Here is a 15,719-nt window from a genome sequence, read left to right as displayed (position 1 = left end):
TGTTAGCCAGGTATGCGACAGCTCCGCAGCGAGGAGGCTGGCCGGTTCAGGACTGGGCCTCGCCGCGGCAGCGAAGGAGAAAGAATCGCTCTGCCACGCCCGCAGCCTACTAGAAACCGAGCCTGTTGAGGTATTTCGTGTCGCGCTGCCATTCCCGCAGCACCTTGACGTGCAGGCTCAGGTGGACGGGCGTCCCCAGCAGCCGGTTGATCTGTAGCCGCGCGGCCATCCCGATCTCCCGCAGCCGGGTCCCCCTGTGACCGATGATGATCCCCTTCTGGGAGTCGCGTTCCACCACGATCGAGGCAAACACGTCCAGGAGCGGTTTGTCCTCCGGCCGGTCGGGGCGAGGCAGAATCTCATCGATCACCACCGCGATGGAGTGCGGAAGCTCGTCGCGCACCCCCTCCAGGGCGGCTTCCCGGATCAGTTCGGCGATGAGTGTCTCCTCGGGCTCATCGGTGACCTCAGCGTCTGGGTAGTACATCGGTCCCTCAGGGAGGAGGCGCAGCAGCACCTCCCGGACGGTGTCAACCTGATCGTTGCTGATGGCCGAGCAGGGCACCACCTCAGCCCATTGAACACCGAGCTCCTCAGCCAGGGCCGAGACATCGACCAGATGGGACAGCACCCGCTCTTTGCTGACCAGATCGGTCTTGGTGGCCAAGGCCACCAGCTGCGGACGACTCGGCAGCTCCGCGAGCTGCGAGACTATGTAACGGTCCCCAGGACCGATCCGCTGATCGCAAGGCAAGCAGACACCAACGATGTCGACCTCGGACCACGTCTCACGGACCAGTGCGTTGAGCCGTTCTCCCAGCAGGGTGCGGGGACGGTGCAGTCCTGGTGTGTCGATCAGAACCACCTGCCCTAAGTCGCAGGTAATGATGCCCCGCACCACATGCCGGGTGGTCTGCGGCTTGGATGAGGCGATCGCTATCTTCTGGCCCACCAGGGCATTGGTCAAAGTGGATTTCCCCGCGTTGGGACGTCCGACGAAGCATGCAAAACCAGAGTGGAATGGATGGTCAGTCATTGGTTTCCTCCTCCTCGGATTTCTCCGAAGCAAGCCGCACCAGTACAGTCCCCACCTGATGGCGGCGCCCCACGGCACGATCAGCCAGCATCTCGATCCCCTCATATGTGACGCTGGAGCCTGGGATGGGGACCACGTTCAAGAGTTTCGCCATGAGCCCGCCCACAGTGTCGACCTCCTCGTCCTGTAACGGGATGCCGAACAGCTCTCCCAGCTCATCGACGGGAAGCCGCGAGCTGATGCGGTAGTGCCCTGGCTCAGGGAGCTCCGCCACAGCGGGAATCTCGTGGTCGTATTCATCGACGATCTCACCGACGATCTCCTCCACGATGTCCTCCATCGTGCAGAGCCCCGCGGTGCCCCCGAACTCGTCGATCACGATCACGAGATGCGAGTGCCTGAGCTGCATGTCACGCAGCAGTTCTGATGCTGGTTTGGAGTCGGGAACGAAGCTGGCCGGGCGCATCAGGTCGCCAACGGTCTCGCTGCGTTCCGCATCCGGGTAGTCATAGACACGCCGCATCACATCTTTCAGGTACACCACACCCAGCACATCGTCGATGCCGCCATCCCCCACCACGGGGATACGGGAAAAACCAGACCGCAGCGCCAGCGACAACAGCTGTCTGAGGGTGCGGTCACTGGGTATCCAGACCATGTCGGTGCGCGGCACCATGACCTCTTTGACGAGTGTGTCACCCAGCTCGAAGACTGAATGGATCATCTTCGACTCACGGGCCTCGATCACCTCGTGGGCCTCGGCGATATCGACCAGGTCCCGCAGCTCGGCCTCTGAGGCAAACGGGCCATCTGAGAAACCCCGTCCAGGGGTCAGCGCGTTCCCAAGCAGGATCATCAGCTGGGCAACGGGGCCAAGCACCGTGGTCAGCAGCGACACCAAGGGAGCAAAGGCCCGCATGATCCTCTCAGGATGCTGTCTTCCGATCGTTCTCGGCGCCACTCCCCAGAGGATGAAGAAGACGACCAGCAGGATCGCCACCAGCGTCACCAGCCGCAGCCCCGTGCCCTCCAGGCTCTGGAAAACGACCAGGGCTATGAGCGCCATCGCCGTTGCCTCGAGAGACATCCGGGTGAACATCACGGCGTTGATCGAGGGGGCTGGGTCCTGCGCTATCATCCGGACCCGCTCCGCACCACGTGCTCCCGACGCGGCAAGTTTTTCCGCCCGGGCCCGGGAGAACCCGGTCAGCGCAGTCTCGATTGCAACGAGCAAAGAGGCCATGACCGCGCAGACGAATGCAGCAGCCAGTTCTATCCACTGGGATTGAAGCATGTGGATGTGATCAACCAACCTTGAACAAGAAATATCCGGGTTCCCAGTTTAGGAGATTCCTCCAGCGGGAGCCGACCAACTCGCAACGGCCAGGTGCCGGGGCATCACCGGAGCGCAATGCGCGGCGGCGGGCCTCATCCCAGCCGGTGATATCCCCCAGGAATCTGCCTATGGGGCTTTTCACTGACCTGCTGCACGGTCGCTGCGGCGGTTGTTGCGCGCCACCTCCCAGGCAGCGATGATCCGGTCGTTCAGGCCGAACATGACGGCCTTCTCCTCAGGCTCGGCATGATCGTGCCCGAGCAGGTGAAGTAGCCCGTGGATCAGGAGGTACTCGGCCTCAGCGTCTGGCTCCCGGCCGTTCTCCGCTGCCTGCCTGGCCGTCACCTGAGGACACAGCACGATGTCGCCGAGCAGGCCCAGCGGCGGATCCTCGTCGTCGGAGGGCTCTCGCAACTCGTCCATCGGGAAGCTCATCACGTCTGTCGGGCCGGGCAAGTCCATGAAACGCTGGTGGTATTCGGCCATGGTGGCCTCATCCACCAAAAGGATCGACAAGTCTGCCTGAGGGTGGATACGCAGCCGGCTGAGAGCGAACCGGGCCAGGGCAACCAATCCCAGCTCGTCCGCCTTGACCCCGGACTCGTTGTTGATGTCGATCATCTACCGCCCCTGCCCTGCTGGATGCTGTCATAGGAATCGTAGGCTGCGACGATCTTGCCGACCAGTCTGTGACGCACCACGTCGCGGGACGTGAGGGTGCAAAATGCGATGTCCTCCAGGCCGTCAAGGATCTGGGTGACCTGGCGGAGCCCGCTGCGTACCCCGCCAGGGAGATCGATCTGTGTGACATCGCCCGTCACCACGACCTTGGAGCCGAACCCGAGGCGGGTCAGGAACATCTTCATCTGCTCCGATGAGGTGTTCTGGGCCTCGTCCAGGATGATGAAGGCGTCGTTGAGCGTGCGGCCACGCATGTAGGCCAGCGGTGCGACCTCGATGGTGCCGGAGGTCAGGAGCTTGGGTACCGACTCAGCCTCGACCATGTCGTGCAGGGCGTCGTACAGGGGACGCAGGTACGGGTCGATCTTGTCGCTTAGGGTGCCGGGCAGGAAGCCCAGCCTCTCCCCCGCCTCAATCGCGGGGCGCGTCAGGATGATGCGACTCACCTGTTTGGCCTGGAGCGCCTGTACCGCCTTGGCCATGGCCAGGTATGTCTTGCCGGTGCCTGCCGGGCCGATCCCGAAAACCACCGTGTGCCGGTCGATGGCGTCCACGTAGCGCTTCTGGTTGAGCGTTTTGGGCCGGACCGTCCTGCCCCGCGCGGAGATGATGTCGGTGGTGAGAATCTCGGAGGGCTTCACCTCACCGGCGGTAAGGCCGATGACCCGTTCCACCGTCTCCTCGGTAAGTCCCTGCCCGGTGCGGATGATCGTGATGAGCTCTGTCAGCACCTCGTCAGCTGCAGCCACAGCCTCCGGGTCTCCGGTGAGCGTGACCTGCCCGCCCCGCACGTGGAGGTCCGCGGACAGCCGGTCCTCCAACACCCGGAGGAAAGTATCTCGGGGCCCTAGCAGCGTCACCATGTCGATGGATGGTGGGACCATGATCACTCGGCTCGCTCGCTGGACTTCTTCTCCCACAGGTTCCCTTTCACGACCCAGACCACCTGAGCCCATGGCAATCCAGCTTAGAGGTTCCGCCGCTGGGACTCAGGGAAGGATGGTTAGCTCAGCCCTTCAACTGCTCAGCCTCGAAGGTCCTCCAGGCTGACATCAGCACATCGGCAGCCACCTGGAGTCCCTCTATCTGTCCCAGCTCCGTGTCCTCATGCTCGATGTTCAGGCACATATCAGGGTCGACCTCGTACAGGGCCCGGATGAACTCGGTCCAGTAGGCCACGTCATGTCCCTTGCCAAGAGCGACGAAATCCCACGAGGAATCCCTCGGCCATTCATTGGCCCATTCATCACCGCCGAGATTAACGCGCGGCTCGTCGGGTGCAAGCCGCCGAAAACCGTTATCCAGGACACCATTCAGCCTGGCATTCTCGACGTTGATCCGGACGTCCTTCGCGGCGGCGTGGAAGATCAAAGGACCGAGCTCACGCACCACAGCCACCGGATCAGCCTGCTGCCAGAACAGGTGCGAGGCATCCATCTCGACCCCGATGTTCGCCGCCCCTGTCAACTGGATCAGTTTGCGGACATCACGGGTATTGAAGACCAGGTTTTGAGGATGCAGTTCGAGCGCCACCTTGACCCCATGGTCCTTGGCCAGCTGATCGATTCCGCTCCAGAACTCCGCGGCAATCTCCCATTGGTAATCGAGGACGTCGAGTGCTGCAGAGTTCCAGGCGTTGACGATCCAGTTCGGATGCCGCGTTCCGGGCTCCCCGCCGGGCAGGCCAGACATCGTGACGACCCTGGTCTGTCCCAGCGCGGCCGCGGCACGGATGGTGCGGCGCACATCTTCGGCGTGCTTCTCGCCAATCACCGGATTGGGATGGAGGGGGTTGCCGTTGCAGTTGAGGCCAGCTATCTCAACACCTGTGCCGTCGAACCTCCTCAGGTATTTCCTGGCAACTGACGGGTCTGCGATGATCTGGTCGATCTCAGGGATGTGCACCGGCGCCAGGAAACCGCCCGAGTTGATCTCGATGCCGCCCAGGCCAAGCGAAGCCACCACCTCGACCGCCTCCTCCAGGGGGCGATCGTGCAGGACCGCGTTGTAGACACCCAGCTTCACAGCTTCACCTGCTCTCCATTACGCTCCGCCGACTGGACGACGGCAGCCAGGATTTCCATGTTGTGGACGCCTTCCCCGAAAGAGGCGTTGCGCGGCAGGGACCTCTCCTCCGGAATCCCCACGACCTCCTCAAGGAAGGCCCGCGCCTGGTAGGCGAATCCCTCGTTCTGACCAAACCCCACGCCAGCAACATCGATGGGCATGCCGGCGGACACATAGGGATGATCTGCACCCAGGTTTACCGTGCGGTAGCCGTTCGCACCCGGCTGGTTGCCGTTCAGGTACAGCCGTATCTGGGATGGCCTGGCCTGGTGATAGTTCGCCGCGCCGTTCTCACAGAACACCTCTATGGCGAGCCCGTTCGGATAGCCAGCCGCCACTCGTGATGCCTCAAGGCTGCCAGCGGCCTGGCTGAAGGTGGCTGTATAGGTGGCGTAGTCGTCGTTCTCGACAGCCTCCATGCGGTCAGACACGGCGGCCAGCTCATGCCCGATCACATTGCCCAGCGGGACTGGGCGCTCTGCGACGACGGTGGTGAAGGCCCCGCCGGAGACGGCCGTGACCTCTCCGCACAAGAACTCGGCGAGATACGTCAGGTGACTTCCAACGTCGGCAAGCGCTCCCGATCCCATCGGCCCCTTGTATCGCCAGCTGATCGGCGCCATCGGGTCGCAGCCGTAGTCGCACCAGTAGCGGCCCGAGAAGTGATGCACCCTGCCGAGCGTGCCGTCGCGGATCCAGTCCCGGATGGCTGCAATACCGGGCTGGCGCTGATAGGTCAGGCCGATACGGGCCAGCGTGGATGCCTCCTGAGCCAGCCTGGCCATTTCCCGGGCGGAAGCCAGTGTGTCAGACAAGGGTTTCTCGCACAGCACGTGCTTGCCGGCCTCAAGAAGCCCTTTGACCACCTCCAGGTGCAGGCTGTTGGCTATGACGACGCTGACCACGTCAATGCCGGGGTCACCTGCGATGGCGCGCCAGTCAGTGTCACCCCGCTCATAGCCGTAGCGCCGGGCGGTGGCCTGGCTGATCTCAGGGTTCACGTCGCAGATGGAGACGTACCGCAGATCAGGAAGCGTGGAGTCGTACAGCGTGGGAGCGACCCGGTAGGCGGCGGCGTGTGCCTTCCCAGCCATGCCTGCCCCGATGACAGCGATCCCTATGGTCATGCATCCTCCTCGACGGCTATTTGGAGCGGTCCAAATAGCCTCACTGTAAGATTTTGTGCACGCCACGTCAACACATGCCACGTCGACGCGACGCTGACTCCGGACGGACTCCCAGGAAGGAGAGGCGATGGCTTTGCGGCCGGCAAGACCGACCATCTACGACGTCGCACGCGAGGCGGGGGTGTCGAAGTCACTGGTCTCGCTCGTTCTGAATCAGTCACCTCTGGTGGCCGAAGCCAAACGAGAGGCCGTACAGGAAGCGATCCGGAGGCTCGGCTACCGCCGCAGCCAGGCCGCCTCTTCGCTGGCCAGCAGTCGCACGAGGACCATCGGCCTGGTCATCGACGACTTCAGGAATCCCTGGTTCGTTGAGCTGCTGAACGGGCTGCGCACCACGATGGGACCGCACGGCTTCCACGTCGCGGTCCGCGAGCATTTCACGCTCGGCGGCACAGTGGCCAACGCGATTGACGGCTTCCGCGACACTCAAGTGGATGCATTGGTCGTGGCTGCAGAGCCAGGACGAGACTTCGAGGATCCCGGGATCCCTGTGGTACTGGAGGGGACCCGATGCAACACGATCGCGGGAGCCGACCTGATCTACAGCGACCAGCCTCAGGGCGTGAGACTCCTGATGGACCATCTGCACTCCCTGGGACACGAGCGCATCGGGCATGTGACCGGTCTTGGAGGGTCCGCCACCATCCGGAGGCAGGCCTATGCACGCTGTATGGAGGCGGCCGGCCAGGCACCATGGATCGTCGGCTTCTCGCACCAGACCAACGAGGAGGGCGGCTATCTGGGCACCGCTGAGCTGCTGAGAGAGCACCCTGAGGTGACCGCGGTCTTCACCGCGAACGACACCATGGCCCTGGGTGCCCGGGCCGCACTGCAGGAGACCGGCAGAAGGGTCCCGCACGACGTGTCACTCGTCGGATTCGACAATTCCCAGCTCGCTCAGAGCCGTTTCCTGAGCCTCACAACGGTGGACAATCACGCTTTTGACGCGGGGATCGCGTGCGCGGAGGCGCTGCTGCGCCGGTTCGCCGCTCCCGATGCACCGCCCCGGCATGTCGTCCTGGCCACCAGTCTGGTTGCCCGTTCGTCATCAGCCAGGGCTGCCGGGCACACCGGCAGAACAGCCGGGTAGCTTTTACCAACTTTCAGAAACTGGTTATCATTAGCATCTGTTTCAGGAAGGAGCCCCGATGGCAGTCCCCAAGCGCAGGAAATCCCGGTCCAACACACGCTCCCGGCGGGCGCAGTGGAAGGCCTCCCTGACAGACCTGGTCCCGATCCGGATCGCGGGTGAGACCTTCAAGGTGCCACGGCGCCTGGTCCGCGCCTACTCATCCGGCATGCTGAGCGTCGACGACCTCCGGCACTGAGTTTCACAGCTCGCCGGAGTCATCCTCGTCATCGGCGATGATGTGCATGGCAGCCTCCTCCGCGCTTGCGGCCCCACCGGCGAATCCGACGTCGACGCCGAGCGTGTCCTCACGACCGGACCCCTGAACCCGCATCAGACGGCCAGCTCTCTCCCGTCCAACCTCGCGTTCCTCCCCCTCAGGGTTCCAGGGGGCAGCATCATGGTGAAGCTCCGGTTGCTCCTGCCGGATCCGCTGCTCGATGGTCTCGCCCTGGTGCATCTCCGCGACGGTGTTGCCGAAGCCCTGGGCCACCGACCACCGCTCGGGTGTGGTGTAACCCTCGTCGAGCACATCGTCCACGCCGCGGTTGATCAGGGAGTCCCCCTCCTGCAGCTGGTCCAGCTGCTCGGCTTCCTCGGGAACCTGGGTGTTGAAGTCGACGATGTCTTCCATGCCCCAATACTGCCACCACAACAGGCTTTGTGCCTGCCATCCGGCGTGGATTCCCTCACGGTCCGCGACGTACAATGCCCCGGTGAGCCAGCTGGATGCAATACCCCGTTCCCGGGGCAACTACGACCTGGTGGTGGCGCTGTTCGTCTCACTGCTGCTGATCTCGAATGTGGCCGCCACGAAGCTGATCGCCTTCGGCCCCGAGTGGTCACCCTTCGGGCTGCCGGTCCTGCCGGTCATCACCGATGGCGGAGCCCTGCTCTTCCCACTCACCTACGTGCTGGGCGATGTCCTGGCAGAGGTCTTCGGAATGCGAGGAGCCCGGCGGGCCATCCTGCTGGGCTTCGGGGTGTCGCTGCTCGCCTCGCTCACCTTCCTGGCGGTAGGTGCCGCCCCGGCCGCCCCCGGATATGAGAACCAGGAGGCTTTCGTGGCTGTCCTCGGTTTCGTTCCGCGGATCGTCACAGCCTCCCTGGCCGGCTACCTGGTCGGCCAGTTTCTGAACGCCTGGGTGCTGGTGAAACTGAAACAGTGGCGCGACGGACGGGGCATGTGGGCACGCCTGCTGGGTTCAACGGTGGTGGGTGAGGCAGCCGACACCACCATCTTCTGCCTGATCGCATTCGGTGGCGAGATCGACGGCGGCACGATGCTGAACTACATCGTCGTCGGCTATGTCTTCAAGGTGAGTGTGGAGGCGGTCCTGCTCCCCATCACCTACCGGGTGATCGCCCTGGTCCGATGCCGCGAGCCGGAGCTCACACCGGTTTCGTAGAGTTCCCGCCGGCAAGGGATGGCCAGCCCACGGTGCACAGCCATCCTCGGCTATAGGTCATCGCCAGGGCACGATCCGCTGGGTTCTCTTTCACCCTGCTATGACGAGCACCTAGACCCCACACGCAGCACCTGCTGCTAGCGGGGAATCTCATGGTGAATCCGCGCCCGGCCACCTTCAGCCCCGGTTCCGTACGGCATAACGTCCCATGAATTCTGCGCGGAAATCCTCAAACCCACCTGTCTCAAGACTCAGGCGAATCCTGTCGACCAGGCGCACGGTGAAACGCTCGTTGTGAATGGTGGCGAGGGTGTAAGCGAGCATCTCCCTCGCCTTGAACAGGTGGTGTAGGTAGGCGCGCGTGTAGTGGGTGCAGGTGTAGCAGTCGCAGCCCTCCTCAAGCGGTTCAAAGGCACGGCGGTTCCGTGCGGTGGTCACGTTATAGCGTCCCTCAGCCGTGTAGATGGCGGCGTTGCGGGCCACCCGTGATGGGTTCACGCAGTCGAAGGTGTCAGCACCAGCCGCCACCGCCTCGAAGAGGTCCTCGGGTTCAGAGATGCCAAGCAAGTGCCGGGGGCGGTCCTCAGGCAGCTCCTCCACCATCCAGCCGATGATGCGCCCCAGGTTCTCCTTCTCCAGTGCGCCTCCAAGCCCAAACCCGTCGAACCGGAAACCATCCACCTCAAGCGCAGCCAGGTCATGGGCAGCCTTTCGCCGCAAGTCCTCATACTGGGCCCCCTGAATCACCCCGAACAGGGCCTGGTATGGCTTACCGGAACGTTCCTTCGTCAGGACGGCATGGGCTCCCAGGCATCGGATAGCCCACCGGTGAGTGCGCTCGACCGAGGCCTCCTGATACGCGCGGGTATTCATCAAGGTGGTGAGTTCATCGAAGGCGAACATGATGTCGGCACCCAGCTGATGCTGGATGGTCATTGACACCTCGGGAGTGAAGCGGAGACGGGCGCCATTGAGATGGCTGAAGAAGGTAACACCATCCTCGTCGACGTGAGCGCGTCGTTTCTTCCCCTCCGCTATCACGTCATCGCCGACGAGACCCTTGGTGTCCATGGCCAGCACTTTCTTGAACCCGGCGCCGAGGCTCATCACCTGGAATCCCCCAGAGTCTGTGAAAGTGGGACCGGGCCAGTTCATGAAACGACTCAGCCCACCGGCCTCATCCACCACGTCGGAGCCGGGTTGCAGATAGAGGTGGTAGGCGTTGGCCAGCAACGCCTGGGCTCCGAGATCCGCCATGATCTCGGGCAGCACGGCTTTGACCGTCGCCTTTGTCCCAACGGGGATGAAGGCAGGGGTGCGGATGTCGCCGTGGGGGGTGTGTATCACTCCCGTGCGTGCTCTCTTACCCGATCGCACAGCCAGTTCAAATCCAAAACTCACCGGGCAAGGCTACCGTTGACCCATGTCTTTCACGGCGCTGATCCTGAACCCGATCCATGAGGGAGCAGCGGCCGCGGAACGAGAACTTGCGGCCTTCGGACCTATCCGCACCTACCGGACAACCCCGGACTCCCCTGGGCCCGCCCAGGTGGCGCAGGCGCTCTCCGACGGAGCCGAGAGCCTGGTCGTCGCGGGTGGTGATGGCACTCAGCGTCTTGTCGCGGGCGCCCTGGCCGGCAGCGGCGTGCCGCTGGGAATCCTCGCCACGGGAACCGCGTGCGTCTATGCCAGGAATCTTGGGATTCCGCTAGGCATGTACGGTAGGAAAGTGGCGACGCAGGGAGTTCCTCGCGCCGTGGATCTCGGGTGGGCCAGTCTCGACGGCAGTGCTGCCAGCCCCTTTCTCGTGGCGGCGGGAATGGGACGGGACGCCGAGACCATCTCGGAGGTGCGCACTGAATCGAAGAGGCGGCTCGGCTGGCTGGCCTACGCCGTGGCTGGCTTGAAAACCGCGGGCAGGCCCCGGATTCCCTTCAAGATCAACGGACAGCCTGTCGAGGCCTGGACAGTTCTGGCGGGCAATATCGGCAAGATACCAACGGCCTCAATGTTCCCCAGCGCCCGGCCCGACGACGGCAGACTCCATGTGCTGCATCTCGGTGTGAGGAGCTGGGCCGATTGGATACCGGTCGCCTACACGGGAATTGCGCGGTCCCGGCGGGATGCGGGCAAGCTGCACCGCTGGGGCACCGGGCACGTGCTCATCGAGTCTGAGGCCCCGGTCATGGCGCAGATCGATGGTGACCTGTTCCCAGGCATCTCCTCGCTAGAGGCGTGGATCGACCCTGGGGCCCTGCTGATTCGCTGCTAGAACGCTGAGCTGTCCGAGAGCAACCGCGCCGGCCGTGGAGGTACGCAGTACACCGTCGCTGATCCGGATTGGAACAGCCCCCGCCTCCTGGAACCAGCTCAGTTCTTCCGGGCTGATCCCACCCTCCGGGCCGACGATCAGCAGGACGTCCCCCTCCCCGGGCAATGTGAGGTGCGTGATGGACTGCTCAGCGGCTTCATGCAGCACCAAGGCCAGGGCAGCAGAACGGATTCTCTCCACCACCTGGCCGGTACTGGCTGCCGACACCCTGGGAATGCGGAACCGCCTGGACTGTTTCGTGGCCTCACGAGCGGTCGCAGCCCACCGGCCCAGCGACTTGGCCCCACGCTCCCCGCGCCAGCGCACGATAGAGCGTGACGCCTGCCAGGCGATGATCTCGTCTGCCCCCACCTCGGTCATGATCTCGACCGCGAACTCAGAGCGATCGCCTTTGGCGAGTGCCTGCACCACCACGAACCGATGGGGTTGGGCAGGACTCCCCAGTATCTCAGTGACTTCAACTGAGAACCTGTCCTTCCCGGTGCTCGTAATGCATCCCCGGACAGCGCGGCCGGCACCGTCGGACAGCAGCACACTCTCTCCCACCCTTGTGCGCTTGACCGTCACCGCATGCCGGGCCTCGTCACCGGTGACCTCGACGACTCCGCCGATCCCCGCCTGACCGATCTCAGCGAGGAAAAGCGCATCGCTCACCCGAAGGTCTCCTTGAACCAGCCCCTGACCCCCTTGTGACCGGGGTGCTTGGCCTCGACCTTGGTCTCGTCCCGCAATTCCGCGAGCTGACGCAGCAGATCACGCTGCCTGTCATCCAGTTTCCGGGGAGTCTCGACCACGAAGGTGACTCCCAGCTCTCCCCTACCACCACCGCGCAGCCGTGGCACACCGCGCCCCTTCAGCGGGATCCGGGCACCTGACTGCATACCGGCTGGAACCTCGACGGTAACCTTCCGGTCCGCCTCCTCGGAGCCCTCCCACTCGGCCTCCAGGGTCTTCACGTCGATGCTGGTGCCCAGTGCGGCAGCAGTCATGGGCAAGGTCACCACCGTCTCCAGGTTGTCACCGTCACGACGGAACCGGTCATGCTCAGCAACCACCAGCTCCACGTAGAGGTCACCGGCGGGACCGCCACCGCGTCCCACCTCGCCGCGTCCTTCCAGGTGGATCCGGTTTCCAGTGGAAACGCCAGCGGGGATACGCACGGAAACGTCACGCGAGCTGCGCACCCGTCCCTCCCCGGAACACTCGACGCAGGGTTCCGGGATGATGGTCCCGAATCCCTGGCAGGTGGGGCATCGCTGGGCAGTACGGATGTCCCCGATGAAACTGCGCTGCACCGTCGTCACCTCGCCCTGGCCATGGCACGTGCTGCAGGTCACCGGCTGAGACCCGGGCGCCCCGCCTGAGCCCTGGCACCGCGGGCACACCACTGCCGCGTCGATCCTGATGGATTTCGTGCATCCAAAAACAGCCTCATGCAGTTCCAGCCCTGTCCTGACCAGCGCATCCTGCCCCCGCTGAGTACGGGATCTCGGGCCGCGGCCGGCCGCCTGACCACCGAACATGGCATCCATGATGGTGGAGAAATCAAACCCACCAAAACCAGTCCCGCCGAAGCCGCCAGCTCCCCCGGCTCCACCTCGTCCAAGCGGGTCGCCGCCCTGGTCGTAAATGGCACGTTTGTTGGAGTCACTGAGCACCTCATAGGCCTCACTGAGCTCCTTGAACTTCTCAGCAGCATCCTCGCCCTGGGCCACGTCAGGATGCACCTTCATCGCCTTGCGGCGGTAGGCCCTCTTGATCTGCTCCGTCGTGGCCTCCTCATCGACCCCGAGGATTTCGTAGTAGTCCTTGCTCAATGCTCAGCCTTCCGTGAGGATGCGACTCACGTACCGCGCGACGGCACGTACGGATGCGATGGTGGAGGGATAGTCCATGCGAGTGGGACCGACCACTCCCAGGGAAGCAGCACGCTCGTTTCCAACCGAGTACCCGGTGGCCACCAGCGAGGTGGATTTGAATCCCTCAGGGGTATTCTCGGCTCCGATGCGCACGGTGACGTCATCACTGGTGGCCTCATCAAGGAGACGCAGCAGCACGACCTGCTCCTCGAGAGCCTCCAGCAGGGGCCGCAGCCCAGTTGTGAAAGAGTGCCCGGCGAGGTTGGGAACACCCGCCACCACAACCTGTGCCACTGGATCGGCGCCGAGCAGCTCGAGCGCAACGGCGAAGACCGGATTTATCCGAACGCGCCTGGCTGGGTCGAGCTCATCCAGGGTCACGGCGATGCGTGTCGCCGCATCAGCAGCGGTATACCCAAGAGCGGCCTCCCGCAGTTTCAGGCTTGCCAAGTGAACATCCTCAGCTCCCAGCCCCGGAAGCTCTAGGATCTGCTGATCCACCCGGCCGGTGGAGCTGACCATGATCACGAGAAGCCGCCCCGGCGCCAGCTGCACCAGTTCCACATGCGCGATAGTGCTACGTTGGGCTGCGGGATACTGCACAATCGCCACCTGGTGAGTCAGCTGAGCCAGCAGGCGGACTGTGCGGGTGACAAGATCGTTGACGTCCAGCGCCCCGGCCATGAAGGCATTGATGGCCCTGCGCTCAGCCGCGGAGAGTGGTTTGATGGTGGCAAGCTTGTCCACAAAAAGCCGGTACCCCTTGTCAGTGGGGATACGTCCGGCACTCGTGTGAGGCTGAGCGATGTAGCCTTCCTCCTCCAGGACCGCCATGTCGTTGCGAACCGTGGCCGGGGACACACCAAGCTGATGCCGTTCCACAAGCGCTTTGGAGCCGACAGGTTCCCGGCTTGCCACATAGTCCGTGACGATGGCACGCAGCACCTGCATCTTCCGGTCGTCGAGCATGGGTCACCTCCTCACTGGCACTCGAAGCGCGCGAGTGCCAGTGTAGAGCACCCGCGCAATACATTCCGCCGTTGTAGTCTCGGGCCATGCGCAAGGCGTCTATCGGCCCGTGGCAATCCGTGAGCCCCTCCGTACACATCAGCGTCCTGCAGCCCTACGGCGTCACCGCTGGGCTGGTTGCCGGCCAGGAACGCGCCGCGCTGGTCGACTGCGGGTCGACACCTCAGCAGGGGGCGGAACTGCTGAAGCAAGCACGCGACTTCATCAGTGTGCCGGTCACCCACGCGGTGATCACCCATCCACACCACGACCACTGGTTCGGCCTGGCTGGAATGGAGGGAGTGACGGCCATAGCCCACGAGGACCTAGCCAGCACCCCTGAGGTTGAAACCCTTGATGCCGCTGCCGCCATCGGACTATCGCCACTGCCCGCCGCCGATGAGACCTTCGTCCTGGCGAAGTCCCTGGACCTGGGACGGGTGCGTATCGAAATGCTTCATCTGGGACCCGCTCACACCCAGGCCGACATCGTCGCAGTCGTCCCTGGTGAGGATGTCATCTTCATGGGTGATCTCGTCGAGAGCGCAGGTGATCCACAGTTCAGCACAGCATCCGACTTCAGGAACTGGCCGAAGGTCCTGGACGGGGTGCTGGGCGCGTCCACTGAGGCCACTCGCTTCGTGCCGGGGCACGGCCTCACAGACCCATGGTCGCTCATGGTGGACCGGGACTTCTGTTTCCGGCAGCGTGCCGAGATCGCCATGGTCCAAGGCACTGTGGAGGATCTCGTGCATCGAGGGGTCATGGTTCAAGACGCGCTCGGGGCCGCCGACTGGCCCTTCAGCCTGGAAACGATGCAGATTATGCTGCCCCTGCTCTACCAGGACCTGGCACGACGGGGCCTGGAGCCACGAAAGCAGCTACCGCTTGCCTGACGAGCCCACCGGCCAGCATGCGCGGACCTTATCCCAGATCTGCTCGCTGCTCGCCACGATCAGCCCCCTGGTATCGGACGCGGCTGTGTAGTCACTACCGTTCATGGTCCGGGAGACACCGCCGCTCTCAACCACCATGAGGGATCCCGCCAGATGATCCCACGGCAGCATCTTGGTGTACTGGATAAAGTCCAGTTCCCCGTGCAGCACCCTCGGATAGTCGAAGGCGCAGGCGAAATAGGACTGGGCCACCGGCGAGAGCTCACCCTCGGCCGTGAATCCCTGCAGGCGCTCCCTCGACGAAGCGCCGAGCGGTAGCCGGTCGTGCTTCTCCGGCACAATCGGCTCCCCGTTCAAGAGCACTCCGGCTCCTCTCTCCGCCACGTAGCCGCGACCGGTCTGCGGCTGCCAGATCCATCCTCGGGTCGTGACCCCTGCCCGGGTCTCGGCCAGCATCACGCCATGTTCCATCCGTCCCCTGACGAAGTTGCGGGTCCCGTCAATCGGGTCGATCACCAGAGCATGATCTGCGCCGGGCAGTCTGCGGCGCAGATCCGGATTGACGAACACCGCCTCCTCGCCGATCACCAGCGCACCGGGATAGATCCTGCGCAATGTCTCGGCAAGATGGGCCTCGGCCTCTTTGTCTGCAATGGTGACCAGATCATTCGCGGAGGACTTTGTCTCCACGTCTTTCTGCTCAAGTGCCCGGAACCGGGGATTGATGACTGCCTCTGCGATCTCCTTGATCAATTCCAGGATGGCTGCGGTGTCCATAT

17 protein-coding genes are annotated in these 15,719 nt (G+C 63.8%); 5 read left to right on the top strand and 12 right to left on the bottom strand.

Going from position 1 to position 15,719, the window contains the following annotated elements:
- Window positions 1-109: 109 nt before the first annotated feature.
- The 6 genes from era to SK1NUM_RS06830 all read right to left on the bottom strand — a co-directional run bounded on the left by era (window position 110) and on the right by SK1NUM_RS06830 (window position 6,247).
- Complete coding sequence (era, locus tag SK1NUM_RS06855) at window positions 110-1,036, bottom strand: GTPase Era (protein ID WP_212327029.1); 927 nt, start codon at window positions 1,034-1,036, stop codon at window positions 110-112.
- Window positions 1,029-2,330 (bottom strand): hemolysin family protein, encoded by a 1,302-nt coding sequence (locus SK1NUM_RS06850; RefSeq protein WP_212327027.1) that lies wholly within the window; start codon window positions 2,328-2,330, stop codon window positions 1,029-1,031. Before SK1NUM_RS06850 ends, era begins: the two co-directional genes overlap by 8 nt.
- A 180-nt stretch (window positions 2,331-2,510) precedes the next feature.
- On the bottom strand, window positions 2,511-2,993 hold the full coding sequence (ybeY, locus tag SK1NUM_RS06845) for an rRNA maturation RNase YbeY (protein WP_212327025.1): 483 nt from the start codon (window positions 2,991-2,993) through the stop codon (window positions 2,511-2,513).
- The gene (locus SK1NUM_RS06840; protein ID WP_223927879.1) at window positions 2,990-3,916 is read right to left on the bottom strand and encodes a PhoH family protein; all 927 of its coding nucleotides are present in this window, start codon (window positions 3,914-3,916) and stop codon (window positions 2,990-2,992) included. The genes ybeY and SK1NUM_RS06840 overlap by 4 nt, the downstream gene beginning before the upstream one ends.
- Window positions 3,917-4,061: 145 nt before the next feature.
- Window positions 4,062-5,078 carry a sugar phosphate isomerase/epimerase family protein gene (locus tag SK1NUM_RS06835; protein WP_212327016.1) on the bottom strand — a complete coding sequence of 339 codons (1,017 nt, stop codon included), beginning with the start codon at window positions 5,076-5,078 and terminating at the stop codon, window positions 4,062-4,064.
- Window positions 5,075-6,247, bottom strand: a complete 1,173-nt coding sequence (locus tag SK1NUM_RS06830) for a Gfo/Idh/MocA family protein (protein ID WP_212327014.1) — start codon at window positions 6,245-6,247, stop codon at window positions 5,075-5,077. Before SK1NUM_RS06830 ends, SK1NUM_RS06835 begins: the two co-directional genes overlap by 4 nt.
- 127 nt (window positions 6,248-6,374) lie before the next feature.
- Between SK1NUM_RS06830 and SK1NUM_RS06825 the strand changes: the two genes are divergently transcribed.
- Both SK1NUM_RS06825 and rpmF read left to right on the top strand, forming a co-directional pair.
- Complete coding sequence (locus tag SK1NUM_RS06825; protein WP_212327005.1) at window positions 6,375-7,397, top strand: LacI family DNA-binding transcriptional regulator; 1,023 nt, start codon at window positions 6,375-6,377, stop codon at window positions 7,395-7,397.
- Window positions 7,398-7,455: 58 nt separating this feature from the next.
- Complete coding sequence (rpmF, locus tag SK1NUM_RS06820) at window positions 7,456-7,635, top strand: 50S ribosomal protein L32 (RefSeq protein WP_212327003.1); 180 nt, start codon at window positions 7,456-7,458, stop codon at window positions 7,633-7,635.
- A 3-nt stretch (window positions 7,636-7,638) separates the two neighbouring features.
- On the opposite strand, the gene SK1NUM_RS06815 is transcribed toward rpmF, so the two are convergent.
- Complete coding sequence (locus tag SK1NUM_RS06815) at window positions 7,639-8,070, bottom strand: DUF5709 domain-containing protein (RefSeq protein WP_212327001.1); 432 nt, start codon at window positions 8,068-8,070, stop codon at window positions 7,639-7,641.
- Window positions 8,071-8,152: 82 nt separating this feature from the next.
- Here SK1NUM_RS06815 and SK1NUM_RS06810 point away from each other — a divergent pair, with 82 nt between their 5' ends.
- Window positions 8,153-8,845: a queuosine precursor transporter gene (locus SK1NUM_RS06810; protein ID WP_212326999.1), complete on the top strand. Its 693-nt coding sequence runs from the start codon at window positions 8,153-8,155 to the stop codon at window positions 8,843-8,845.
- A 177-nt stretch (window positions 8,846-9,022) separates the two neighbouring features.
- On the opposite strand, the gene tgt is transcribed toward SK1NUM_RS06810, so the two are convergent.
- On the bottom strand, window positions 9,023-10,246 hold the full coding sequence (gene tgt / locus SK1NUM_RS06805) for a tRNA guanosine(34) transglycosylase Tgt (protein WP_212326998.1): 1,224 nt from the start codon (window positions 10,244-10,246) through the stop codon (window positions 9,023-9,025).
- Window positions 10,247-10,268: 22 nt separating this feature from the next.
- Here tgt and SK1NUM_RS06800 point away from each other — a divergent pair, with 22 nt between their 5' ends.
- Window positions 10,269-11,117, top strand: coding sequence for a diacylglycerol/lipid kinase family protein (locus SK1NUM_RS06800; RefSeq protein WP_212326996.1), 849 nt, complete (start codon window positions 10,269-10,271; stop codon window positions 11,115-11,117).
- Here the strand turns inward: SK1NUM_RS06800 and SK1NUM_RS06795 are convergent.
- Genes SK1NUM_RS06795 through hrcA form a run of 3 tightly spaced genes read right to left on the bottom strand, consistent with a single transcriptional unit; the run spans window position 11,073 to window position 14,005 of the window.
- Window positions 11,073-11,831, bottom strand: coding sequence for a 16S rRNA (uracil(1498)-N(3))-methyltransferase (locus SK1NUM_RS06795; protein WP_212326994.1), 759 nt, complete (start codon window positions 11,829-11,831; stop codon window positions 11,073-11,075). The two genes, SK1NUM_RS06800 and SK1NUM_RS06795, sit on opposite strands and share 45 nt — an antisense overlap.
- Complete coding sequence (gene dnaJ / locus SK1NUM_RS06790; RefSeq protein ID WP_212326992.1) at window positions 11,828-12,994, bottom strand: molecular chaperone DnaJ; 1,167 nt, start codon at window positions 12,992-12,994, stop codon at window positions 11,828-11,830. Before dnaJ ends, SK1NUM_RS06795 begins: the two co-directional genes overlap by 4 nt.
- Before the next feature lie 3 nt (window positions 12,995-12,997).
- Window positions 12,998-14,005 (bottom strand): heat-inducible transcriptional repressor HrcA, encoded by a 1,008-nt coding sequence (hrcA, locus tag SK1NUM_RS06785; RefSeq protein WP_212326990.1) that lies wholly within the window; start codon window positions 14,003-14,005, stop codon window positions 12,998-13,000.
- Window positions 14,006-14,091: 86 nt separating this feature from the next.
- Between hrcA and SK1NUM_RS06780 the strand changes: the two genes are divergently transcribed.
- Window positions 14,092-14,940: an MBL fold metallo-hydrolase gene (locus tag SK1NUM_RS06780; protein ID WP_212326988.1), complete on the top strand. Its 849-nt coding sequence runs from the start codon at window positions 14,092-14,094 to the stop codon at window positions 14,938-14,940.
- On the opposite strand, the gene SK1NUM_RS06775 is transcribed toward SK1NUM_RS06780, so the two are convergent.
- On the bottom strand, window positions 14,926-15,717 hold the full coding sequence (locus SK1NUM_RS06775; protein ID WP_212326986.1) for an inositol monophosphatase family protein: 792 nt from the start codon (window positions 15,715-15,717) through the stop codon (window positions 14,926-14,928). The genes SK1NUM_RS06780 and SK1NUM_RS06775 overlap by 15 nt on opposite strands.
- Window positions 15,718-15,719: the final 2 nt, after the last annotated feature.

Source organism: Arachnia rubra (assembly GCF_019973735.1).
In the GTDB taxonomy this organism is placed as follows: Bacteria; Actinomycetota; Actinomycetes; order Propionibacteriales; family Propionibacteriaceae; genus Arachnia; species Arachnia rubra.
Note: the sequence above shows the minus strand (reverse complement) of the source record. Positions and strands in the feature narration are given on the sequence as shown.

Coding starts and splice junctions, on each gene's coding strand:
- SK1NUM_RS06830 (WP_212327014.1), bottom strand. CDS start 6,247: ATGACCATAGGGATCGCTGTCATCGGGGCAGGCATGGCTGGGAAGGCA.
- hrcA (WP_212326990.1), bottom strand. CDS start 14,005: ATGCTCGACGACCGGAAGATGCAGGTGCTGCGTGCCATCGTCACGGAC.
- SK1NUM_RS06825 (WP_212327005.1), top strand. CDS start 6,375: ATGGCTTTGCGGCCGGCAAGACCGACCATCTACGACGTCGCACGCGAG.
- SK1NUM_RS06850 (WP_212327027.1), bottom strand. CDS start 2,330: ATGCTTCAATCCCAGTGGATAGAACTGGCTGCTGCATTCGTCTGCGCG.
- SK1NUM_RS06815 (WP_212327001.1), bottom strand. CDS start 8,070: ATGGAAGACATCGTCGACTTCAACACCCAGGTTCCCGAGGAAGCCGAG.
- SK1NUM_RS06775 (WP_212326986.1), bottom strand. CDS start 15,717: ATGGACACCGCAGCCATCCTGGAATTGATCAAGGAGATCGCAGAGGCA.
- SK1NUM_RS06800 (WP_212326996.1), top strand. CDS start 10,269: ATGTCTTTCACGGCGCTGATCCTGAACCCGATCCATGAGGGAGCAGCG.
- ybeY (WP_212327025.1), bottom strand. CDS start 2,993: ATGATCGACATCAACAACGAGTCCGGGGTCAAGGCGGACGAGCTGGGA.
- rpmF (WP_212327003.1), top strand. CDS start 7,456: ATGGCAGTCCCCAAGCGCAGGAAATCCCGGTCCAACACACGCTCCCGG.
- era (WP_212327029.1), bottom strand. CDS start 1,036: ATGACTGACCATCCATTCCACTCTGGTTTTGCATGCTTCGTCGGACGT.
- SK1NUM_RS06780 (WP_212326988.1), top strand. CDS start 14,092: ATGCGCAAGGCGTCTATCGGCCCGTGGCAATCCGTGAGCCCCTCCGTA.
- SK1NUM_RS06840 (WP_223927879.1), bottom strand. CDS start 3,916: ATGGTGACGCTGCTAGGGCCCCGAGATACTTTCCTCCGGGTGTTGGAG.